The 23,825-nt window shown below is 43.8% G+C and carries 15 protein-coding genes; 5 read left to right on the top strand and 10 right to left on the bottom strand.

The window, feature by feature from the left end; genetic code table 11:
* Positions 1–195 precede the first annotated feature (195 nt).
* Together ABR189_RS26000 and ABR189_RS25995 are read left to right on the top strand one after the other, a co-directional pair.
* Positions 196–3,336 (top strand): SusC/RagA family TonB-linked outer membrane protein, encoded by a 3,141-nt coding sequence (locus ABR189_RS26000; protein WP_354663416.1) that lies wholly within the window; start codon positions 196–198, stop codon positions 3,334–3,336.
* A 25-nt stretch (positions 3,337–3,361) separates the two neighbouring features.
* Positions 3,362–5,002: a RagB/SusD family nutrient uptake outer membrane protein gene (locus ABR189_RS25995; protein WP_354663415.1), complete on the top strand. Its 1,641-nt coding sequence runs from the start codon at positions 3,362–3,364 to the stop codon at positions 5,000–5,002.
* A 113-nt stretch (positions 5,003–5,115) separates the two neighbouring features.
* Here the strand turns inward: ABR189_RS25995 and ABR189_RS25990 are convergent, their stop codons facing one another.
* Complete coding sequence (locus ABR189_RS25990) at positions 5,116–5,937, bottom strand: alpha/beta hydrolase (protein ID WP_354663414.1); 822 nt, start codon at positions 5,935–5,937, stop codon at positions 5,116–5,118.
* 140 nt (positions 5,938–6,077) lie between these two features.
* Between ABR189_RS25990 and ABR189_RS25985 the strand changes: the two genes are divergently transcribed.
* Both ABR189_RS25985 and ABR189_RS25980 read left to right on the top strand, forming a co-directional pair.
* The gene (locus ABR189_RS25985; RefSeq protein ID WP_354663413.1) at positions 6,078–6,947 is read left to right on the top strand and encodes an SPFH domain-containing protein; all 870 of its coding nucleotides are present in this window, start codon (positions 6,078–6,080) and stop codon (positions 6,945–6,947) included.
* Positions 6,948–6,991: 44 nt separating this feature from the next.
* Positions 6,992–7,192: a type II toxin-antitoxin system antitoxin gene (locus ABR189_RS25980; protein WP_354663412.1), complete on the top strand. Its 201-nt coding sequence runs from the start codon at positions 6,992–6,994 to the stop codon at positions 7,190–7,192.
* 83 nt (positions 7,193–7,275) lie between these two features.
* Here the strand turns inward: ABR189_RS25980 and ABR189_RS25975 are convergent, their stop codons facing one another.
* Together ABR189_RS25975 and ABR189_RS25970 are read right to left on the bottom strand one after the other, a co-directional pair.
* The gene (locus tag ABR189_RS25975; RefSeq protein ID WP_354663411.1) at positions 7,276–9,597 is read right to left on the bottom strand and encodes a M1 family metallopeptidase; all 2,322 of its coding nucleotides are present in this window, start codon (positions 9,595–9,597) and stop codon (positions 7,276–7,278) included.
* A 34-nt stretch (positions 9,598–9,631) separates the two neighbouring features.
* Entirely contained in the window at positions 9,632–10,222 is a 591-nt protein-coding gene (locus ABR189_RS25970) for a HupE/UreJ family protein (protein ID WP_354663410.1), read from the bottom strand.
* Between the two features lie 68 nt (positions 10,223–10,290).
* Here ABR189_RS25970 and ABR189_RS25965 point away from each other — a divergent pair, with 68 nt between their 5' ends.
* The gene (locus ABR189_RS25965; RefSeq protein ID WP_354663409.1) at positions 10,291–10,779 is read left to right on the top strand and encodes a DUF6702 family protein; all 489 of its coding nucleotides are present in this window, start codon (positions 10,291–10,293) and stop codon (positions 10,777–10,779) included.
* A 10-nt stretch (positions 10,780–10,789) separates the two neighbouring features.
* Here ABR189_RS25965 and ABR189_RS25960 read toward each other — a convergent pair whose 3' ends face one another.
* The 7 genes from ABR189_RS25960 to ABR189_RS25930 all read right to left on the bottom strand — a co-directional run bounded on the left by ABR189_RS25960 (position 10,790) and on the right by ABR189_RS25930 (position 23,758).
* Entirely contained in the window at positions 10,790–13,624 is a 2,835-nt protein-coding gene (locus ABR189_RS25960) for a carboxypeptidase-like regulatory domain-containing protein (protein ID WP_354663408.1), read from the bottom strand.
* 43 nt (positions 13,625–13,667) lie between these two features.
* The gene (flxY, locus tag ABR189_RS25955; RefSeq protein WP_354663407.1) at positions 13,668–14,966 is read right to left on the bottom strand and encodes a flexirubin biosynthesis putative acyl-CoA ligase FlxY; all 1,299 of its coding nucleotides are present in this window, start codon (positions 14,964–14,966) and stop codon (positions 13,668–13,670) included.
* 37 nt (positions 14,967–15,003) lie between these two features.
* Positions 15,004–15,381 carry a holo-ACP synthase gene (gene acpS, locus ABR189_RS25950; RefSeq protein WP_354663406.1) on the bottom strand — a complete coding sequence of 126 codons (378 nt, stop codon included), beginning with the start codon at positions 15,379–15,381 and terminating at the stop codon, positions 15,004–15,006.
* A complete protein-coding gene (locus ABR189_RS25945; RefSeq protein ID WP_354663405.1) occupies positions 15,378–17,042 on the bottom strand; it encodes a C45 family autoproteolytic acyltransferase/hydrolase in 1,665 nt (554 codons plus the stop codon). The genes acpS and ABR189_RS25945 overlap by 4 nt, the downstream gene beginning before the upstream one ends.
* A gap of 43 nt (positions 17,043–17,085) precedes the next feature.
* Positions 17,086–18,594, bottom strand: coding sequence for a phytoene desaturase family protein (locus ABR189_RS25940; protein WP_354663404.1), 1,509 nt, complete (start codon positions 18,592–18,594; stop codon positions 17,086–17,088).
* The gene (locus ABR189_RS25935) at positions 18,587–22,453 is read right to left on the bottom strand and encodes a 1-acyl-sn-glycerol-3-phosphate acyltransferase (RefSeq protein ID WP_354663403.1); all 3,867 of its coding nucleotides are present in this window, start codon (positions 22,451–22,453) and stop codon (positions 18,587–18,589) included. Before ABR189_RS25935 ends, ABR189_RS25940 begins: the two co-directional genes overlap by 8 nt.
* A 78-nt stretch (positions 22,454–22,531) precedes the next feature.
* Positions 22,532–23,758, bottom strand: a complete 1,227-nt coding sequence (locus ABR189_RS25930; RefSeq protein ID WP_354663402.1) for a DUF2062 domain-containing protein — start codon at positions 23,756–23,758, stop codon at positions 22,532–22,534.
* Positions 23,759–23,825: the final 67 nt, after the last annotated feature.

The following is a 23,825-nucleotide window of genomic DNA, read 5'->3' as shown; positions in this document are numbered from 1 at the left end:
CACCTGTAGATACTTCAATTAACACATTTTTTAAAAGTTTGTGACTTTCGGTGCCGTTGTACGGCACAAGGGATTCCTATTGTCATTCACGGTCCTTAAAAAAATACTACTGCTATATACAACTACAAACTATCAATCAGCATTTAAGTGATCAGTTAAGGTTAAAATCTATTTATCAAACCAAAAAAGGCACATATGAAAACAAACTTACGCCTAATGAAAGTGTGCGTTGCTACCGGCCTTACGCTAACTTCAGTATTGGCATCCAGTGCTTACATTACAGCATCCGGAGCTGGCAAGTACCTGCATTCCGGTTATGCCGCTTTAAATGCACTGCACACCTCTTCTTTATTAAGTATCCAACAGGAAAAAGAGGTAACCGGTACTGTACGCGATAACAAAGGGACTCCCCTTCCAGGTGTTACGGTACAGGTAAAAGGTACTTCCAAAGGCACTAAAACAGATGCAAACGGACACTATAAACTACATGCAAACGCCGGGGATATCCTCGTATTCAGCTCTATTGGCATGACCGGAAAAGAGCTGACTGTAAATGCCGGCAGCGAGTTTAACATAGCACTGGATGAAAGCGTAAGAGGGCTCAGTGAACTGGTAGTAACCGCCCTCGGTGTTAAGAGATCTGAGAAATCAACTACCTATGCTACCCAGCAGTTATCCGGGGTAGAACTGACCAAAGCTAAGGATGCCAACTTAATGAATGCCTTATCCGGTAAAACAGTAGGGGTAACCATTGCCCGCAGTAGCTCCGGTGTTGGCGGATCTGTTAAGGTATTGCTGCGTGGTAATAAATCTGCAAATGGCAGCAACCAACCCCTTTATGTAATTGATGGGGTACCAATGACCAACTTCTCTACCCAGCAACCTAACAGTACCTGGGGTGGTAATGGTACAATCAATTATTCCCCTGGCCGTGATGGTGGAGATGGGATCAGTAACCTTAACCCGGATGATATAGAAAGCATCAGCGTACTAAAGGGTGCTTCTTCTGCTGCATTATATGGCAGCCAGGCAGCAAATGGGGTAATCCTCATCACCACTAAAAAAGGTGGTGCCGGACAAACAAGAGTAAATTTCTCCTCTAACTTAACTATTGATCAGGCAGCCTATAAGCCAAAGTTTCAAAACAGCTATGGACAAACAGATCCCAAGGCTACTCAAAGCTGGGGAGCAAAAATTAATAATGCCCAGGATAACTTATCTGATTTTTTCCGTACCGGAACTACGCTTACCAATGCCATCAATTTTTCTGCCGGGTCCAATATCATGCAAACTTACTTCTCCTATGCCAACACGCTTTCCAATGGTATAGTGCCAGGTAATAAGCTAACCCGTCATAATCTTAATTTCCGCGAAACAGGGCATTTCCTGAATGATAAACTGACTGTGGATGGTAATGTGAACTACATTGTTCAAAAGGTAAATAATGGCCCTGTATCAGGCCTTTATTTTAATCCACTCACCGGGTTGTATCTGTTTCCAAGAGGGTTGGACATCTCTCCTTATAAGAACAATTATGAGATCATGGATCCTGAAAGGCAGTTAATGAAACAAAACTGGCCTTTTGATGAAGATGTTCAGCAAAATCCTTACTGGATCCCCAATCGGAACGGCAGTGTGGCTGACCGCTACAGAACCATGATCAATGTGAGCGCTAAATACGATCTGACCAAAACGATTTATTTACAGGCAAGAGGAAGTATCGATCGTACCAATGATGTGTATGAATCAGACATTTATGCAGGTACACATCCTGTTTTATCTTCCAAAGATGGTCGTTTCATATACAGCAATCAAACTACTACCCAGAGCTATGGCGATTTCATTGCCAACTTCACCATTCCGGCCGAGAAGTTTAAAATAAACGCGATCCTTGGTACAAGTATTACCGATACCAGAACCAAAGGAGAAACCTTTGATACCTATAATAACGGATTGTACATCCCTAATGTATTTACGATCCAGAACATGATCATGCCCACTTACCTGGCAGCTACGCTTCCGGAAAACCGCTCACAACTGCAAGCCGTTTTCGCTAACGTAAACTTATCTTTTAACGACTGGGTATTCCTTGACCTCACCGGCAGAAATGACTGGTCATCTAATCTCAGTTACACCAATAACTACTCTTATTTCTATCCATCAGCGGGGTTAACCTTTATGTTGAACCAGATGTTTACCATGCCGGAAATAGTGAACTATGCAAAACTGAGAGGTTCATATGCAGTAGTGGGAAATACAGTGCCCGTTTACATCACCAATATCCAAAGCCATCTGGGCTCCAATCCCGGCACCGTAAATTTCAATACCCGCAAACCTTTTGGTGAAATGAAACCGGAAAAAACCCGTTCATTGGAATTAGGAACATCCTGGCGCTTTGTTAGCAACAGGTTGAATTTTGATTTCACCTACTACAAAACAAATACCATCAACCAATACTTTGAAATAACCGTTCCACCAGGAACTGGCTTCAGCACCCGCTTTATCAATGGCGGTAACCTGGAAAACAAAGGGGTTGAAATTATGCTGGGTTACGACATCTTAAAAAACAGCCAGCTTACCTGGAATTCAGCAGCCAATTTCTCCACCAATAAAAACACCGTTAAAGAGCTGGCACCTGGCATAGATCAGTTTATCCTGACAGAGGCTGCCAATAACAGCTACCAATCTATGATAGTAGTAGGTGGATCTTATGGTGACATTTACGGAAAAAAATTACTGCGCGATGAGCAGGGACGCGTTAAACTAAGCGACAAAGGTAAACCATTGTCAGAAGATGCGTTCACGCTCATTGGAAATCCAAATCCTAAATGGCAGGCCGGCTGGAATAATAATATCGGCTACAAAAACTTCTCTCTCAGCTTCCTGATTGATGGCAAGTTTGGTGGGCAGGTATTATCCATGACACAATCTATGCTTGACCTCTATGGTGTTTCCAAAGAAACCGGTGATGCCCGTGATGCAGGTGGTGTTAACGTAAATGCCGTAGATGACCAGGGAAAAGCTGTTAATAAGGTAGATGCAGAAACATGGTACACTTCCGTAGGAGGTAGAGCCGGTGTATCCGGAGAATACATTTACAGCGCCTCCAATGTGAGGTTGCGTGAAGTTGCCCTGGGCTACTCTTTACCACTGAAAGGTACTTACGTAAAAGCATTGAAGCTGTCTTTAGTAGGCAGAAATCTGGCCTATATCTACAAAAAAGCACCATTTGATCCGGAACTGACCATGTCTACCGGTAATGGCCTGTCTGGTGTAGATGTATTTTCTCTGCCGGCTACCCGCAGCTTTGGCTTAAACGTAAATGTTTCCTTCTAAGTACTAACGCATTAAATAAGCAATGATGAAAACGAATCATAAAATTTACTCCGCACATCACCGGCTGCTGTCTGTTGTACTGCTGGCTGTTGCATTATTTGGAACGGCCTGTACTAAGAATTTCGAAAAGTATAATACAGATCCTACCGGCCTGTCTCCTGATCAGTTAAAACCCGACCGTAATTACCTGGGATTGATGTTCCCGCAGATCCAATCTTCTATTTACTATAACTACAACAATACCGACTGGGAATTTCAATTGCAGCAGAACCTGGGTGCAGATGTTTTTTCCGGTTATATGATGTCTCCAAATCCGTTCTCCACTGGTATCACCAATTTTAATTATGGTCTGCGGGAGGGCTGGAACGGTACAGCTTTTACGGTTCCTTACAACAACGTGATGGCGCCGGTTACAGAACTGGCACGTCTGGGAGCCCGCAAAGATGCACCTGATTTCTGGGGGATTGCCTTAATCCTTAAAGTAGAAGCAATGCATCGGGTTACGGATGTTTATGGTCCCATTCCATACAGTAAATATGGAGCCAGCAGCACTGCAGCTGCTTATGATAGTCAGGAAGAAGTGTATAATGCTATGTTCAAGGATCTCGATACCGCCCTTACTAATCTGAAAGCATTTACAACTGCTAATCCCGGTAAAACACCGTATGCCAAATTTGATATGGTGTACAAGGGTGATTATAAGCAATGGATCAAATTTGCCAACTCCCTGCGTTTAAGATTGGCTATCCGTATCTCGTATGCAAATGCCACCAAAGCAAAAGCAGAAGTGGAAAAGTCACTGGACCCAATTAACGGAGGCGTGCTTACCGCCAATACAGACAATATGCTGGTATCCGGCTATGGTTTAAGACATCCGCTCCGCACCATGATCGACAATTGGTCTGACATGAGCATCAATGCTTCCTTACAGTCTTACATGGCAGGTTTTAAAGATCCCCGTATTGGCAAATACATGGACTCAACTTCCTATGCAAAGGCCAAAGGCAAATACCTGTACCTGGGCATTCGCGGAGGTTGTAAAATGCTGGCCAAGCCAGCTTACAGCGGATACTCCACTCCTAACTTCAAGGATAATAAAACATTTACTCCCAACACGCCTATCCAGTTAATGACAAGTGCGGAAGTATATTTCCTCCGTGCAGAAGCTGCACTGAAAGGCTGGACAGAAAAAGCCTCCCCACAGGAGCTATACGAAAAAGGGGTACAAACCTCTATGGAACAGTGGGGAACTGCTGCTGGCGCCAGCGCTTATCTGAATGATGCTGTCAGCACACCTGCTGCATATGTAGATCCGCAAAATGCAGCCAACAATGCACCAGTACCCTCTACCATTACGGTTAAATGGGATAATGCGGCTTCGGACGAAGAAAAACTGGAACGGATCATTACACAAAAATGGATTGCAATGTTCCCGGAGGGTCAGGAGGCCTGGTCAGAATTCCGCCGTACTACTTATCCTAAAATATTCCCTCCGGTAGAAAACTATAGCAACAACACGATCAATACAGATATTCAAATCAGGAGATTACCATTTCCAAGTACAGAGTATACTTCCAATAAAGCAGAAGTGGAAAAAGCAGTGCAGTTATTAGGGGGTGGGGCAGATAATGGGGGAACCCGCTTATGGTGGGATAAGAAACCGTAATTTTTTTCAACCAAAATACTGAACCTCTTTTAAAGTTTCATTTCACACAAGTCACATACATACATTACATGACAGGCCGTTTGTATTCCTACAAACGGCCTTCCTGTTATTACTTATTTAATGCCATTAAAGAAACGGCTGAAAAACAACATATGATATTGTATTGAATTCGCCCAATATTCCCAGGTATGGCTACCTGGCCTTTCGCTATAGTCATGTGCAATTCCGCGTTCCATCAGCTTATCATGCAGGTTATGGTTCACTGCATAGAAAAAATCTTCTATTCCGCAATCTATTATCAATGCCAGTTTACCTGGTTTTAACTGCTCTACCACATTCATCACAGTATTGTTGTTCCAGTTCTCCGGCTGCTCTTCCAGGGTACCAAGTCTTTTGGCGATATCCCAGTTTTTGGGAAAAGGACGGATATCCACTCCCCCGCTCATGCTTCCCGCAGCACCAAATGTTTCCGGATGCCGTACCGCCAGGTACAAAGCACCATGCCCGCCCATGCTTAATCCTGTAATGGCCCGGTAACGGCTTTCTGCACGGGTACGGTAGTGTGCATCAATATAAGCCGGTATTTCTTTGGCTACCAATGTTTCATACCGCATACTATTATCTATTGGGCTGTCAAAATACCAACTGCTGAACCCGCCATCAGGGCATACCAATATACATTGGTAAGTATCAGCGAGCTTTTGTATTGAAGGTACTTTCTTTATCCAGTCGCTATGATTTCCGCTGTATCCATGCAGCAGATACACTACGGGAAACTGCTGCTTCCCTTTTTTATAAGTATCTGGTGTGATCACCACACATTTAAAATTACGGCCCATAGCCTGACTCTTAATAGCAACAGTATCTACTATCCCTGCTTTTAACTCTCCTGCCAAACAAAACAGTACAAATACCCAGATAAAATACTTCCTCATTGTGATTTCTATTTTCGTCCAAATTAATATGTTAAACCGAAGCTTGCAAACCGCTTGAAAAAGGGAGATGAACATTTTTTTTCATTTCTGATTAAAATGATTACATTTGATATCATATTGATATCATAAAAATAACCCTTATGGAAAAAGTTACCAGACCCGTTTCGGGCTATCTCGCCTTTGTACTGGCAATTGTATCATTGCTGGCAGCTATTTATTTTATGGTCTTGTTTGCCCAAACAACCAATCAGGGATATGTGTGGGCAGCAATAGCCATCTTCATCTTCTTTATATTCATGTCCAAAGGCATCATGATCATCAACCCCAATCATTCCAGGGTATTGACCTTCTTTGGTAAATATGTAGGTTCAGTAAAGGAAAATGGGCTGCTTTGGGTAAACCCGCTTTTCAAAACCTATAATCTGAGCTTACGGGCACAAAACCTCAATGGGCAAATGCTCAAAGTAAATGACAAACTTGGCAATCCTATTGAAATAGCCGCTGTGATTGTGTGGAAGGTACAGGATACTTACAAGGCAGCTTTTGAAGTGGCCGATTTCCAACAGTATGTGGGTGTTCAGAGTGAGGCAGCAGTACGCCACCTGGCTACCAGTTATGCCTACGATATGATGGAAGATGAAAAGGCAGAAATTACCCTCCGTGATGGCGGCGAAAAAGTAAATGAGATGCTGGAACTGGAGCTGAATGCGCGCCTGGCTCCTGCAGGTATTAATGTACTGGAAGCCCGTATCAGCCACCTGGCTTATGCATCAGAAATTGCAGGCGCTATGCTGCAACGCCAGCAGGCTACAGCAATTGTGGCTGCCCGTAGTAAAATTGTAGAAGGTGCCGTAGGTATGGTGGAAATGGCCCTGTCAAAACTATCTGAAAAAGGCATCGTTGCACTCGATGAAGAGCGCAAAGCGGCAATGGTATCTAATCTGCTGGTAGTGCTTTGCGGAGAGTCTAAAGTTAGTCCGGTGGTAAATACAGGAACGTTACACAATTAAGAAGGTGAAAACTTCCTCACCAGAAAAAACTGAACGGAGGCATCATGGCAGAAAAGAAAACATTCGTATTAAGGATAGACGCGCAAACTCATGAAGCCATTGAAAAATGGGCTGCGGATGAGTTTCGTAGTGTGAATGGTCAAATGGAATGGCTTATTCACCGGGCACTGAAAGAAGCCGGCAGAATGCCAAAGCCCCAACCCGCTAAAGAAAACAACACACAAAATAAAAAAGAAAAAAAATAGCAGGATACCAGGCATCCTGTATAAACCGCATGGGCCGGTACTGAAACAGTACCGGCCCATGCCTGTTTTTAGCATACCGCTGTTTACTCCCTTGCAGCGCGCTGCATAGGATTATCTCCTGTAGATGCTCCCCTTGGCACCACCTTGGTTCTAAACAACTCAAATCTTGAAGGAGTAGCTGTTCTGGGCCAGCTGTTATTATCTTCATCAATATCTGCCGTTTCACGCTGTGGATCCAGCTTTATCGCGGCTACCGTTTTATCTTTTGCAAACACCTTGGTAACCTGATACTCATTTTTACGCCAGATATAAGCTGAAATCCGGTCTGTTGCTTTTGTTCCATCCGTAAAAGTCCATTCAATAATCAAGGGCATTACCAGGCCGCCCTTATTAGAAAATGTTACTTCATAAAAGTTCTTTTTACTATCGTACATCCGCTTTTCTTCCGGAGACAGAGAAGCGTAAAACTGGTTGTACGCTATTTTAGCAGCCGGCTTTACCTCAAACCGATCCCATTTACTGTAAAAATCCTGCAGGCTCGTATCCTGATCTACCGCAAACTTTACACCTGCTGTTTTATTACGCTGCCTGGCCAGATGATCAGCATTACGATCATAAGCCGCTTTGGCAGCTGCATTTTCGATAGCGGGATCCTGCGTATCCATCCGGTACCATTTCACACTATCTATCGATATATCCACCGGTTCAATTCCAAAAAACCATCCCCGCCAAAACCAGTCCAGATCCACTGCAGAAGCATCTTCCATAGTACGGAAAAAATCTGCGGGTGTAGGATGCTTAAATGCCCAGCGCCGTGCATACTCCCGGAAAGCAAAGTCAAACAATTCCCTGCCCATCACTGTTTCTCTTAAAATATTCAGCGCAGTGGCCGGTTTAGCATAAGCATTAGGTCCAAACTGTACGATGTTCTCAGAATTGGTCATGATAGGCTCCAGCTGCTCCTTCGGCATCTTCATATAATCCACAATTTTATGTGCTGGCCCCCGGCCGGAAGGGAAATTATTATCCCATTCCTGTTCCGTCATAAACTGGCAGAATGTATTCAGCCCTTCATCCATCCATGTCCACTGCCGCTCATCTGAGTTCACAATCATAGGAAAGAAGTTATGCCCTACTTCATGGATAATCACGCCAATCATCCCGTTTTTAGTTGCCTCCGAATAAGTACCATCCTTTTCTGCCCTGCCATAGTTAAAGCAGATCATCGGGTATTCCATACCATTTGCTGCCTCCACCGAGATCGCCACAGGGTACGGATAAGGAATAGTATGCTTTGAATAGGTTTTTAAAGTATGCGCTACCACTTTTGTAGAATACCTGCGATAAAGCGGATAGGCTTCCGGCCCATAATATGACATGGCCATTACCTTGTTACCTTCTACCTGCGTGGCCATAGCATCCCACACCAAACGGCGGGAAGACACCCAGGCAAAATCACGTACCTGCTGTGCTTCAAATACCCATGTTTTCTTTGCTGTTGATTTTTGCTGCATGGCCTTTTGTGCTTCTGCCAGTGTAACTACTTCTACCGGCTCCCTGCTGCTTTGTGCCTGCTGCCAGCGTTGGTATTGTACAGCGCTCAGCATTTCCCTGTAATTCTGACATTCTCCGGTGCCTCCTACCACATGATCGGCTGGTACCGTCATGCGTACCCGGAAGTTGCCAAACGTCAGGGCAAACTCTCCGGCTCCATTAAACTGTTTATTTTGCCACCCCTGAAAATCTGAGTACACTGCCAAACGGGGATACCATTGCGTAATGGTATACAGGTAATTATCATCTTCCGGAAAATGCTCGTAACCACCTCTGCCTCCTATGGTCATACGGTTGGGGATATTGTACCACCACTCCACTTTTAAACGGTATTTCTCACCTGGCATCAATGCTTTAGGTAAATCCACCCGCAACATGGTTTGGTTAATGGTATACGGCAAGGCATTTCCATTTCCATCCGCCACTTTTACGATTTTCACACCCAGCTCTTTACCGTAACCCAGTATGCCATTCAAATCCTTCATGGTCATTTTATCCGACATCCTGCTGCCGTTAAACTGCTGATTGTCGCTATTAGCATCATGCTCGTTCTCGTCCAGCTGTAACCATAAATAAGTAAGTGGATCCGGGGAATTGTTATAGTAGGTAATGGTTTCAGCTCCCGTTAGCTTTTGCCTGGTATCATCCAGCTCAGCTGTAATATCATAATCAGCCCTTTGCTGCCAGTAACGCGGTCCTGGTGCACCTGAGGCAGAGCGGTACATATTAGGGCTTTGCAGCATAGTACCCAGCTGCTCAAAGCGATTACCATGATTGGAGCCATTATGCTGTGCACTAATGCCCGTAACGTAACAAAACACCGCTGCCAGCAGCATTATTTTTTTTCTCATAAACAGTCAGATCAAAATATATACTGGTATCGCGCTATGCTTTTACCAGGTCTTCAAAACGGCCTATGGCCATCATAATTGCAATGCCGAAAATGGCAGAAGAAATAAACATGTTCCAGTCCCTTCGTTTTACGCCGGTAAGATTTACAATGATGCCTCCTAATAACAATACTACTGCAACAATAAGAATCTGTCCAAATTCAAGCCCTATATTAAAAGCCATGAGTGGTTGCCAGATACTTGTCTGGCTACCCAGCAAACTCTTCAGATAGTTCGAAAATCCTAAACCATGCACCAGGCCAAAAAAAAGTGCGAAGAAATAATTGAGCCTTAATTTTTCCGGTTGATTGTCCCTCCGGCTGATATTAGCCAGGGCCGTAATACATATAGTTACAGGTATCAGAAATTCTATCAGTGGCGTAGGTATCTGTATAATATGTAAAACACTTAATGCCAATGTAATAGAATGCCCCACTGTAAATGCAGTTACCAGTATCAGTACTTTTTTCCAATCATTCAGTAAATAAACCGCACACAATACCGTGATGAACAAAATGTGATCATATGCGCTTAAGTCTGCTATATGCTGCCACCCTAGCTGAAAGTACAAGGGGAAATCCTGCATTGCCTATATTTTTTCTATTTTCGGTAATTATATAAATACTGATCAAATTAATAAAATATTTTACTCCAATGGGCTTATTATTTTGTAAATGGTGGTTGACTGCATGGATCACACTGATGCATCCTTTCTATGTGAGTGTAACAGAAATAAGACATAATGCCCCCAAAAAAGAGCTGGAAGTGAGTTGCAGGATTTTCGCAGATGATTTTGAAAAAGCCTTAAAAGCACAGTACAATACTACTTTTGATATTATCCGTCCTGCTGATCGCAAACAGGTAGATGCCCTTATCAAAGATTATTTAAGCAAACATCTGGTGATTACTATCAATGATAAAGTGACCCCGTTGTCCTATCTGGGCTATAAAATAGAAGAGGATGCTGCCTGGTGCTTTCTGGAAGCTCCCCATGTACCCAACGTGCAAAAAATAGCTATTAAAAACGATATCCTCTACGAAGCACATAGCAATCAAATCAATATGATTCACGTAGTAGTAAATGACACGCGCAAAAGTACAAAGCTGGATAATCCTGAATCAACAGCCTCCTTTAAGTTCTAAGATGAATGCCCTACTCTTTCCGGATTGCAACCTGCTGCCGCTGATAACCGATTCCTCCCAGCATATCGCTTCCTGTTATGATAGCAGTATAAGTACCCGTTTGATCTGCTGCGTAAAATGATACACTGGCTTTCCCGTTTTCGTCTGTCACCACATCCGGAATCCAGTGAATAGTAGCCCGTAAATCTTTCATGGGCTGATTTACGTCCGTAGCTATGTAACGCGGACGGTAAAATGTTCTGGGCCATACAAAAGGAATAGGCTTGTATACATAGGTGCCTGGGGTTTTCTTCTGTAAGGGACCATGTCCTCCACGTGTGGTAATTTCAATGTAAGTTACCTCCTGTCCCTTTTGTGCCAGGGCCATACGTTCCTCCACGCTCATATAGCGGCTTTTGTAATTTGCTGAAAAGCCGGCACTGGACATCACCTCAATTCCTTTTATATCTTCAGCCGTAAAATACTCCAGCTGGCTCTTTAAGTAATTTCCGTGGTCATTAATATTTGAAAAACCTGGTGTTTCACTATAGAAAAAATCTACGTCCATCCCGTCTATTACAAATTTCACCTCTGCGTTCTGCAACAGATATCCCAGCCCTTTTTTATTCACAAACCCCCAATGAAATCCTTTCACCCGCTGCAACAATACCTCTTCCAATGTCATTTTTCCGGCCTCTTTCATGACTGCCTCATCCAGCACCAGATCCGCTTCTCCGGGATCATTAAGGCTTTTAGACCCTGCTACCCCTTTTTTGGCATTTACCACCACTTCCTTTAACGCGTGTCCTCCTAACCGTATTTTCTCTACTTCCTGCCGGAAAACACTATTATTTTTCACATACTCCAGCAACGTAGGATCACTGTTCACATTCCAGGGTAATACCGGGGGTACTGCCAGTGCAGAAAATACAGGTGGTTTAAATTCATCTACCTCTACACCTACATTAAAACTTTTGCCCCTTCTATTCCTGGCCTGTACTACAAACCCTACCGTATCCAACGGAGGAAAATCAGTAAATACAAAACGTCCCTGATCATCAGTAAGCGTATCCTTCAGCAGCAGCGGGCTAGTAGAAAACAACATCACCCCGGTACGTTTTACCGGTTTGTTGAACGCATTCAATACGGTGCCCCTCACCATAAGTCCAGGCTCTGCAGGATAAAGAAGCGATGGCGGTGTAAATACCTGCTCCCAGTTGTATCCTACCCATCCTTGTGTTAGCAGCAAACAATCCAAAGCTTCTCCGGCATGTGCATCGCCGGAAAAAAAATAATAATCAGGATCTTCAATATACCCTTTCAGATCAGCGCACAGCTGCAGGTAAGAGATCATATTTCCATTGCCCGGTAATTGCTGGTTTACCTGTGCATCATCTGTAACTGCCAGGGAAAAGCTACCCTGTACCGGCTTGCCAACTGCATTGGTAACACTGATTTGCATATCAATACTATCTCTGGGATGATAAACCGTTTTATCCATTGTCATTTTTATTTGCAAATGCTGATGGCGGTCTATAAAGATGATTCTTTCATTTACCGGCTGCCTGTTCATATTCAGCAGTGTAAAACGGGCTACCCCTGTGGGAAACAGCTCCTTTGCCACTTTTATCTGCATGCTGCCATTGCCAAAGTGCACTACTGCCGCATACTGTATCCCATCTGCTGATTGTGCAATTAATAAGTAGGACTGTCCACTGCCTTTCTCTACAATATCTTCACTGGATGCAAGCAATACCAATACAGAATCTTTTCCGGGGATATTCATTACCTGCATTTGTGTACCTGACTGATGGACCGCCGGTAGTGAATAGGTAAGCTTACTGCTGTCCGGCAATAATAACTGCGCCGTATAAGTTTCTCCTGCTTCCGGTACCATATTAAATGTACCCATTCCAAGATGCTTTGCCGTAAAAGTGGCAACTTCTTCCTGATGACTATTAACAATTTTCCCATGCACAGGTACGCCCTTTCCATCTTCTCCAATTGCTTTAAATCCTATTCTTGCCGGCTGACCATTAATCCAGCTGCCTCCTTCCGGCATAAATTGCAAATCAGTGTTTTGCGGCCGGTTCAGCAGAAGGGGTATTCGTAATGTTTCTCCCTGCTTTCCTTCCCGCGCTTCCAATACCAACGGTCCCCCTTTTTTCCCAGGCGTTTCAAAGGCTATATCTACTTTCCCATCCGTAGCAGTGGATGCCTGGTTCTTATACACCACTTTTTTGCCCTGTAATACTTTTATATCCAGGTCGGCTCCACTTACAGGCTTGTTTCCACCATCCTGCCATTGTAATTGCAAACGGGCTATTTCATTGGCATGATCTTTCAATAGTTTTAACTGTGTATGCACCCGCCGGTCCTGGTTGCCCCCAGCAATTACAAATTGCCGGGAAAAAATATACTCCTCTCCAAAATTGCGCATCCAGTTAGTATAGGCTCTCAGGGTATAACTTCCTGCCGGAAAACGGTCTTCATCCAGTATGATATCTCCCCACGTAAGGCCGCCTACCATCGGCAGACATATACGCTTCACCAAATAATTGCTATCCCTGCTCAGCTCCAGGTATAAGAGCCCACTCTTTAAAGTATAGGTAAAATCAGCAGCATTGAATAAATATGCCTTAAACCACATTGTGTCTCCTGTAGCATAGGCTGTTTTGTCGAAATGGAGATATGCTTTTTCTACGGGCAGGTACTGCCGGAAACTATCCGCAGCTGTCACAACATGTTTCAATACATCCAGTGGAGGAGTACCTTGTGGATAAATTTTGATACTACTTAACAAACAACAGCACAGACAAACAAACAATTTCATCGATAACGTGGCATGATATCTAAGGGTTCCCATGAAATAAATTTAATGGCTCCTTTAAAGATATATATTCCGGGGTTTATATTTTACCCCGGTTATCCACAAATTTCACAGGTTTCCGGCTACCTTCCGGCATTTGCATCTTTATAATTTCAGTCTGGCCGCAATAACGGACCTGTGGTATAACGCGCAATTTAGCCTGCAGGTAAGATTTTATCTTACGATCCATTTCTTCCGACTCTTCCAATGGCCACAAGTGCAATAGTATTTCATCTGTTCCTATTTCATTGGAAAACACCTCCACCACAAATTCCTTTACCTCTTCCATCTCATTCAGTAAATCAAAAAGCGCCGGTGGGTACAAAGTAGTGCCTTTATACTTGATCATTTGTTTTTTGCGCCCTATCACCGGCGACAACCGCAACGTATTGCGTCCGCATACACAGCTTTCGGTATAATGCCGGCAAATATCACCGGTTTTATATCTTAACAGCGGCATCCCTTCTACCCCCAGGGTAGTAATGGTTACCTCTCCCTCTTCTCCTGGCGCTACCGGCTGATTATTATCATCCAGCAACTCTACATACAACAACTCAGGATGCTGATGCCCCCCCTGTCCGGCTTTACATTCTGTAAAGGCGGTTTGCATCTCTGTAGAAGCATAAGTAGAATACAACTGTATATTCCATTGTTCCGTAATCCGCTTACCCAGTACATTCAGGGAAAAATCTACATTACGGATGTTTTCTCCTATACAAACGGCCTTTTTAACAGAAGAAGCATTAATATCTATATGATGTTCTTTTGCAAAGGCAATAAGCTTTACAATAAAGGAAGGTACCGCTACTATAACGGAAGGCTGTATACGGCGGATGTTCTCCCACTGCAGGGATGGCACACCCGGTCCTACCCTCAGTACACCTGCGCCCAATTTACGTATCCCGGAATAGTAGGCCATTCCTGCCATAAACTGCCGGTCGAGGGTAAGCATCAGCTGGTACACATCGTGTGCAGTGCCATCTGCACAACAAAAAGAAATATATTCATTGTACGTGAGGCGCTGCAAATCCTTTTCCGTCAACGCAATAATCACGGGTTTTCCCAATGTACCGGAAGTGGTAGTATATTCCGCAATTTTGCTTTTATCCACACATAAAAAATCCCAGTTATGCTCCTGCAGGTCTTCTTTTGTTACGGGAGGAATCCTGCTCAGCTCTTCTAATGAAGTAATCTCTTCCAAGCGTACATTATGCTGTGCAAACCATGCCTTGTAAAAAGGTGAAAACTGACGCAGGTACCCCAGCAGATGCAGCACTTCCTTTTGCTGGTATTGTCTGATGGTATCTTTTGATCGTAATTCAATATCTGGTATGTACATAATGTTTACGCTTTATATAATCTTCACACGCCTGGTATCAGCTTTCCACTATTACCATAGCAATAGCGGTTGTTTTTACATGGGATAAAGAAACAAATATCTTTTTTATTTTTAGCAGTTCATACTGGGCCGCTGCATTCCCGACCAGATACAATTCAGGTTTCCCAACACTGTTATTCCTGGTTTCAATCTCATCAAAATTGATATTTCCATTACCCCATCCGGTACCTAATGCCTTCAGCAGAGCTTCCTTGGCGGCAAAACGTGCTGCATAGCTCTCATACTTGCCTCCCTGCTTTTCACAATAGGCTATTTCATGCGGGGTAAAGATCATCTCCCGGAAGCCATTTCCTTTCATGATCTTTTCCGCTACACGGTCTACTTCTACGATATCCGTACCAATACCTGTAATCATAACTTTTCCAGTTGTTTTCTGATATGATCTTCTTCTCCTTTCGTAGCAATTACCTTTGTTAATGCGGTTTCATAATATACTTTCGCTTTCGCTAAATTTCCCCGTTTAAATTCATAATCCCCTGCCAGTACATAGGTATGATAAAATTCAGGATTAGAGGCAATCAACGCGGCGATATCCACCTGTTTTCCCTGCCTGATCTGTTCCTTCAGCTCCCGGTACGTAACAAATGACTGGTAGTCTTTCGTCTGTAAAAATGGGTCTGCTGCAATGTTTTGCGCACTGTCATATACTTCATGATTTGCCGACAATCCATGCATCCCAAATATTTTATTCAGGTCATAGGCAACAAACTGTCCCAGCTGCCAGGGAGCAGTAGATACCCACACCATTCTTTTTCCGGGTTCAAATACAATGGCGTGATGGGCGATAAACTGGTTGATCGCTTTCTCGTTGCCCATACCGATATCCTTATTGTGCACACCATAACGGTCACGTAAAATATCTACTGTTTTCTGTACGGTATTAGGTCCTTTCTGTTGCAGTAGCTCCGTTAATCGCTCATACCGGTAAGCTGATGCACTTTCCTTTATCTGTTCCTGATTAGACGCCAGTTTTCCCAGCGTATCTCCCTGGAAGTGATTGGTACAAGTGATAAAATGTTGTTTTGGGTCATACAGGTCCATTCCTTCCGGTGTTTTTTCAATCACTACAGCGCGATTATCTTCGGCAGATCCGATCAGGAAGGATTCAGATACAAACATCTTCCGTTTTTCCGCAATGGCCCATGCTTCCCGGATATTACGCGCATATTGCAGTATTTCCCTGGCTACCAGTGATACCGGTGTAGCTGATCCATCCGGCACACTTGTTTTTGCGGCATTAATGGTTACCGTTAATCCATGCTCATTCATGCCTGATACTACCCCTGTAAATCCGGCCCAGGTAACCATCATAAAACGGTGCCCGGCTTTGGGCTGATAAAATGCAACGATCTTTTCTTCCGCAAATTTATCGCCCACATAAAAATCAAAATTCCGCCCTATAATCAGATTACTATCAGCTGAATGATCATCCCAGGTAGCGAAAGAAGTACAGCCCACCAATGCCATGCTTTGCAAAGCATGCCCTATATCATGCGCTGCATGGTAATTCATGATACGCTCATAGTTAGTCCCTATATAATCATATTGGTCTGATGCGGAAAAAGACACCCCATAAATTTCCTGCTTATATTCGTCAATCACATTTTCACTCAGATGGCGGTTAAACCAGCCAATGAAATACTTCAGGAAGTGCAGATAGGATGTGGAAGGAATCATCTGTTTGATCTGTGCTACAAAATGATCTTCTTGTCTTTTCACCAGTTCCGCTGTCAGCTTACCATTAATCACGCCTCTTTCAAAGGCATCCCCTGCTACATACAGTTCATATAATCCACTATTGCTCTTACGGAACCAGTTGTCTCCAATAGTATAACAAAGCGTATCCAGCTGATGCCGCTCCAGTTGTAAAGCATGTTTATCCGCCACCTTGGGGGGATCAATATGCGATACAGACACCAGGTAAACCGCCAATGCAATCAATAAAACAATAAACCCTCCTGCGATAAACAACAGGATACGCCCCAATTTCCGCCAACCGCTACGCTGTTTTTTCAAAAGAAAATATTAAAAGTTAAAAATCAAATGTTACTGATATGCCTTATTTCTTATTAATCTGGTCTACCAGGTATTCCATCCCCAATAATTCTGAACAGGTTAGCACAGCGCTGATAGTAACGCCCAGTATACCATGCAGGTTCAGATTCTGACCGGTAAGATACAAATTTGACAGTTTTGTCCGGGTGGCCACCATCGTACGGATCGGATCACGGTAATCCTTCTGCACCCCATACATGCTGCCATCTGCTATGCCCAGATAATCACGGAAAGATAACGGGGTGGCGACATAGTAAGTTTGGATACAATCACGGAATCCAGGGTGCTTCTTTTCCACCACATCCAGCAGCCGCTCTGCCCGCGCCATCTTGAAAGCATCATAATCGGCGCCTCTGTTATTCTCCGATAACACTGTATTAAAGGTATCCTTCCAGGGAGCTACCTCCTCATAGCGCATGTACGTCATGATGGATACACTGTCTGCATATTTATCCTGCCTGGACCCGGCAGAAGCGAACAAGGCATAAGTAAGTGGCCAGTTATCTGTATGATAGCTGGTGCCTGCCCAGGCATCCGGTGTATCATGATAGTAATAGTTGTAATCCAGATAAGGAAAACGCCCTGGTTTTAACACGATGTTCAATACAAAAGGCGCTACCGTGTTTTCCAGCCCCTGCATACGCCGGCGGAAAGCACTGTGCAATAAGTCGCTCTCTGTCATAGCTACCGTTTGCGCCGGATGCAAATTGGAAATGAAATGATCTCCTTTTACCTCCCGGCCATCAGCCAGCCTGATATGATCTACCCGGTTACCATCTCCCACAATATTTCTGACTGCCATATTACGGATAATAGTCCCGCCATTTTCAGTAATGCAGCGGCTTAGCCACTTTCCTATCTGGGAACCGCCATCTACACATTTCCATGCACTTTGAATGTAGCTGTTTAATACCAGTGCATGAATATAAAATGGCGTTTTGTCTGCCACCCCTGCATATAAGAGATTATTGCCTGCCAATACGTTTTGTAATCGTTCATTACTGGTGATGGTACGTAAAAAATCTACCGTACCCACATGTAATACACTTTCCTTTTCCTGGTAATGCCCGGCTCTCAGGTTATATAAGGGAAACCGGCTGCAGACCTCCTGCATTTCATGTACATAAGCATTTAGTGCTGCCCGTTCGTCAGGAAAATCAGGCAACAACTGCGCAATAAAATTGTCGTATCCCTGCGCCAGTCTATATTCCCCCTTATCATCTTTAAAAGTAATGCGGTCAAAGCCATTACGGTCCAGCCGTTTTAGCTTCAACTTCTCCATGATGCCCAGATAGTCAAACACCTTATACAAATGTTCTCCCTGGGCCAACCCGCCAATGTAATGCACACCGGAGTCAAAGATTACTTTATTACGGGCATAGGTTTGCAGACTGCCACCTATTTGTTTATTCTTTTCAAATATGCATACCCGGTACCCATGCTTGCTTAACAAAGCACCACATACCAGCCCTCCCAACCCACTGCCTATTATGATCACGTCATAGTTATGCATATTGCTGTTGCGGCATTTTTTTAATGACAAATATTACATTGGAGGTATATCGTGGATTATTCACCGCCTCCATTGTAGCTCCATATTTATTTACTAAAGCTTTCATCTGCGTAGCAGAAAAAAACGACAACTTATGCTGCGTTTTATTAAAACCCATAATGCGTGTTGAAAATAATTCGGTCAGTCGTGTATTCTTATGCTGCCGCTTCAGATCCTCATCTCCATCCCTAATGAGGATCATCCCTCCTGGCGCAAGCTGGGCAATGCATTGTTGTAACAAACGTTCCTGCTCTTCGGGCAGCAGGTAATGCATCACGTCGCTGATGATAAATACATCCTGCTTGCCGAAGTTATAATCTGTAATATCTGCACAAACAAAGTTCAGCTGCTCTCCTTTCAGATAACAATGATTGGCAGTTGCAATCTTCTCTTCATCATAATCAATGCCGGTGATCTGCCGCCCTGCCGCTAAAAAATGTAGCATATAAGACATAAATCCATAACCACAACCAATATCCAATATGCGTCCTTCTAATGGCAGCAGGTGATGAAACAGTGCATAGTTATCTTCCAGCTTTGTTTTAATACGCATGTACCATTCCAGTATAGGCCCTTTATAGATAAAGTTATACTTCAACTGCTCCCTGAAATAAGCGGGTACTTCTATTTCCTGCCGCAGCAACTCATACTGTTGCCTGAAATAGCGGCTTATTTTTTTAGTACGCTCACTATACCCTTCTCCATAGTCTTTGTTATCCGGAGTAATACGGGGCAAATATTTTACGGTTACCGTACCATTCTTTAGCAGGAAATCACTTTTGCTCATGGTATAAGCAGTACCATGGATAATCAGCGGCAGAATATCCAGCCCCAGTTGTTCTGCAATATAGAAAGCGCCCTTATGAAACCTGCGGATGGCGGTTGTAGGAGAGCGGCTGCCTTCCGGATACACTACAATAGAATATCCTTCTTCCACTTTCTTACGTAGCCGTTCTATACTATCTTCAGCGCCATCTGCTACCGGATAGTACTCCGCCATTCTTACTACTGCTCCAAATACCGGCGAACGCCATACCCACTCGTTTGTCAGCAATATCACTTTAGGCCGCTGCATAGTGGATACCAGGATATCCAGAAATGACTGGTGATTACTGATAATCACCGCGGGCTTTTCCAGCTTTTCGTTTAATGGATTAATTGACTGCTTAGTCACATTACCCATAATGTTCAATACCGAACCGGTATACTTCGACAATATTACATGAAACAGGTACCTCCCCTTTGCCTTATTAAAGGGATTTAAACGCAGTAATATAAAGCCGATGCCCGTCATGATAAAACTACCCAGCGTAAAATAAGTAAACGAAAAAACGGAAAGGGTCCATCCCGTAAATGTCCATGGTGCCCAACCTCTTTTTACCCGGTTCGTAATCATCCAGTTAAAAAGAAAAGGAATCAATACCTGGGAAATCAATACTACACACCAGATACCTATGATAGAAATCAGGGCAATGGATTTCAGCGAAGGGTGCGCTGCAAATATCAATACCCCCAGACCCAGTATGGTAGTAATCGCGGAAAGGAAAATAGATGATTTAAAAGACGACAGATGTTTCTTGCCGGTTTTATACTCCTGCAATAAACCATCCATTGTAAAAATGCTGTAATCATCTCCCAACCCAAAAATGAAAGTGGAGAGAATGATGTTTACAATATTGAACTTAATACCAAACAGCCCCATAATCCCTAATATCCACACCCAGCTCACCAGCATAGGGATAAAGGTGATCAATGCCAGCTCTATCCTGCCATAAGAAATCAGTAATGCAAAAAACACCAGTAAAGAAGTCATCCAGGCAATGCTGTTAAACTCATCACGGATCACTTCCACCAGCCGGTTGGCTGCATATTGTTTATCTAATACCGTGGTATGTGCCTGCTGATCCAGAGCGGTATACACTGCCTGTTTCTGCTGCGGATCTACTTTTAACAACGTTACCAGTGAAGTCATCCCCTTCTTTTCAGTGATGAAATCCCCCATGGTACCATTACGTAAAACCTCCAACGCTTCCGGAGGCATCACGTTAAATGGCTTCTCCAATAACCGCTCAAACGGGTCAAAAGCGGTAGCGCTGAATCCTGCTGCCACCCCCTGCTTGCGTAAAAAAGCCAACAATTGTTGTTGCTTCTCCGGTGTCCAGTATTTTTGCCAGCGTGCGATACGTACTTGTTGCTCCTTCTCGGACAATAGTAACCCCTGCACTCCTGTATATCTTTTTACGATGCCCTTTTCCTGCAACTGATGAATAACAGGCAATATTGCCTCACTGTTTTCCAGCGCCGCTTCCAGATTTTTACCTTCTGTGACTACATATACAGACTGGGCCGTATAAGCATTGATATGATTCAACTTGGTTTCTGCCGCCTTTAATTCCGGCGTCATGAAATTCATCCGCATCATATCACTTTCAAAAGACACTTTTTTGGCGGTAAAAAAGAACAGGATGGTTAACAGGCATATGCCAGCTATGAGGTATTTATTACGTTCCGGCCGGTACATCGATAACCTGTCCAGCCAATTATCCTGATGCACGGGTACCTGCTCCGGTTTGCGGCCCATCACGATCCAATGGGGTAAAAAGATCAGGGAAAATAATGCGGCCCCGATAAGGCTAAACGCAGCAAACAATCCAACATCCTGCAGCATGGGAGACTTCACAAACTGCAGGCACAGAAAGCCGCCTACCGTGGTAAAACTGCCCAATGTCATGGGGGTGGCAAGGTCCCTGATTACCTCCCGTATATCCGGCAAATGCCGGTAATGATTAAACACGTGCAGGGAATAATTTACGGCAATGCCCAATACTACAGATCCTGCTCCCAGAGCGATTACGGATATATGCCCTTTCACGAGGTATACCCAGGCCAACGAAAACAACCACCCAAAAACTACGGGCAGCATTACCAGCAATGGAGCTCTTTTCTTTTTAAAGAACAAGCCTATCAAAACAATCAGTAATACGACTGTAATGCCCTGCGTTAACAAGGTATCCTGCCGCAACTGCTGCGCATTGCCTGCAGAGACTGCCGTACCACCAAAATAGCTGGCACTGATATCAGGATGTTGTTGCTGCAAACTATCTATTAATCCATCCATTCCATGCAGAAAAGTGGCATTCACTTTAGTAGCGCTGGGCGGGTTGGCTGGTGTTATAAATAACATCAGGTGCCGGTGATCCCTGGTCAGAATATATCCGTCATACAGTTCAAACTGCTCATCATACTGCAGCTGCTGCAATTTTTTAATCCCCAGCCAGGAGATCCCTACCGGATCGGCCTGTATCATCTTCTTCAGTACCAGCCCCGCCGGCGATATAACTGTACGGTAATTATTCTCCAGTGTCTGCTGTAATTGTGCCGGGGCTATCAGGGAATCTATACGCTGATAATCCTGCGGTTCCAGAAATACGGGTAAGTGGTCCTGGATCACCTGCATCAGATCCAGGATAGTACCATCTTCTGCCTGTGCCTGTATCTGTTTAATGTATGGAGCCAGCTGCTCCCCTGCACGGGCACTGATCTCAGCTGCAAATGCGGTAAGGCTATCCGGCTGTGCTTCCTGTGTAGTATCTTTTTGGGAAATGGTCAGTATCAGCTTATCCGCAAACTTGGAATCCTGGAATACCTGCTGCAGTTTATCCAGCTTTTTATCCTGTGGAAGAATACGGGTAATATCTTCCTCCAGCCGGATCTTTGAAGCAAAATACCCCACCAGCAAAAAACAAGCAATGGCACTCGTCCAGAATGCTGCTTTATGCCGCTCAAAAAAATTATAAATGGCTACAAAAAAGTTGCCCATACTTTGTTCTTTAAAGCTATTAGCAGTTGGCTGTTAGCCTTTAGCACCTGCCCGCTCCAGGCAGCTAACAGCTAAAGGCTAATTGCTAACTGCTTTTTTTCTAAAAACCGTCAACAGTACATATGAACACAGCACAGCAAATAATCCGGCTAAAACAGCCAGCGTAATACTGCCATAGATATACTGTAATATATTGTTCTGCACATCTTCCAGTGTCAGATTTCTGCTGAATATGATCCCCGTAGCATCTTCACCTACCCAAATACGTCCTGTTATAAAACTCAGGAAAACAATCAGCGGGATCATGGGAGGAATACTGATATTAGCTGCTATGATTACCAACACTTTGTTCAGGCGGAATAATACCGATAGTAAAATGGCAATCATCATCTGAAATCCCCACAATGGAATAATACCCATAAAGATTCCCAGGCCAATAGACAATGATTTTTTCCAGTTAGATTCCTGTTTGTTCAGCAACTGTTCATGCCACATCTTTTTCCAGTTATCCCCTTTGATCAGGAAACGGAAAAAGTCCCTTGGCTTGATATATAAAAAAGTAATGAGTACCAGTATCGTGTTCAATACACTGATACGCGAAAAATCCCGTAATGGCCGGAAGTGGGATACCCTTTCTTCCGCCGGTGGATAATACACCTGTATGGGCACCCAGTCAATTTTAATCCCTTTCCAGGCACATCTCACTAATACCTCTATTTCAAACTCATATTTGTTGCACCAAAAACGCATATCCTGCATCAGGTATAAAGGGTATAAGCGGTAGCCCGACTGTGTATCAGGCGCTTTGATCCCCGTTTCCACATAAAACCAGAAGTTGGAAAATTTGTTGGCAAATGTGTTTTTTCCGGGCATATTCTCCTGTTGCAGATTCCTGGCCCCTATCATCAGCGCATTCTTTTCCTCTTCCAGCTTTTCCAGAAAAGCAGGGATATCTGCAGCAAAATGCTGCCCGTCGGCATCCATTGTAATTACATAATCATACCCCTTACGCAGCGCATAAGCAAATCCCTCCCGCAATGCAATACCTTTTCCTTTATTGGGGGTATACGCCACACGTTGCACATCAGGGAATCCATCCAGGATTTGTGCCGTACTATCTGTACTCCCGTCATTTACTACAATCACATGTGGCTGATAAGCTGCCAGGGATTGAATAACCTTACCCAGTGTGGCTGCATTATTGTAAGTAGGAACTAAGATCGCTATCCGCAGATTTGCAACGGCCTGCAAGTGTGCGCTGGTAACATGAAACGGTTTTACTGATATGTTAAGCTCCTGATTCAACAATTTTATTAAAATATTATAGATGCATCAATGCGTAAAGGGGCAAATTTACACATTCACTCCTTTA

Origin of the sequence: Chitinophaga sp. H8, assembly GCF_040567655.1 — a bacterium.
GTDB lineage: Bacteria > Bacteroidota > Bacteroidia > Chitinophagales > Chitinophagaceae > Chitinophaga > Chitinophaga defluvii.
The sequence above is the reverse complement of the archived record's forward strand: the minus strand, read 5'-3'. Positions and strand labels throughout refer to the sequence as shown.

Bases quoted from the DNA above. Each gene is read 5' to 3' on its own strand.
- ABR189_RS25970 (WP_354663410.1), bottom strand. From the start codon at position 10,222: ATGCAGGATTTCCCCTTGTACTTTCAGCTAGGGTGGCAGCATATAGCA.
- flxY (WP_354663407.1), bottom strand. From the start codon at position 14,966: ATGTACATACCAGATATTGAATTACGATCAAAAGATACCATCAGACAA.
- ABR189_RS25990 (WP_354663414.1), bottom strand. From the start codon at position 5,937: ATGAGGAAGTATTTTATCTGGGTATTTGTACTGTTTTGTTTGGCAGGA.
- acpS (WP_354663406.1), bottom strand. From the start codon at position 15,381: ATGATTACAGGTATTGGTACGGATATCGTAGAAGTAGACCGTGTAGCG.
- ABR189_RS25960 (WP_354663408.1), bottom strand. From the start codon at position 13,624: ATGGGAACCCTTAGATATCATGCCACGTTATCGATGAAATTGTTTGTT.
- ABR189_RS25995 (WP_354663415.1), top strand. From the start codon at position 3,362: ATGAAAACGAATCATAAAATTTACTCCGCACATCACCGGCTGCTGTCT.
- ABR189_RS25965 (WP_354663409.1), top strand. From the start codon at position 10,291: ATGGGCTTATTATTTTGTAAATGGTGGTTGACTGCATGGATCACACTG.
- ABR189_RS25980 (WP_354663412.1), top strand. From the start codon at position 6,992: ATGGCAGAAAAGAAAACATTCGTATTAAGGATAGACGCGCAAACTCAT.
- ABR189_RS25975 (WP_354663411.1), bottom strand. From the start codon at position 9,597: ATGAGAAAAAAAATAATGCTGCTGGCAGCGGTGTTTTGTTACGTTACG.
- ABR189_RS26000 (WP_354663416.1), top strand. From the start codon at position 196: ATGAAAACAAACTTACGCCTAATGAAAGTGTGCGTTGCTACCGGCCTT.
- ABR189_RS25935 (WP_354663403.1), bottom strand. From the start codon at position 22,453: ATGGGCAACTTTTTTGTAGCCATTTATAATTTTTTTGAGCGGCATAAA.
- ABR189_RS25940 (WP_354663404.1), bottom strand. From the start codon at position 18,594: ATGCATAACTATGACGTGATCATAATAGGCAGTGGGTTGGGAGGGCTG.
- ABR189_RS25985 (WP_354663413.1), top strand. From the start codon at position 6,078: ATGGAAAAAGTTACCAGACCCGTTTCGGGCTATCTCGCCTTTGTACTG.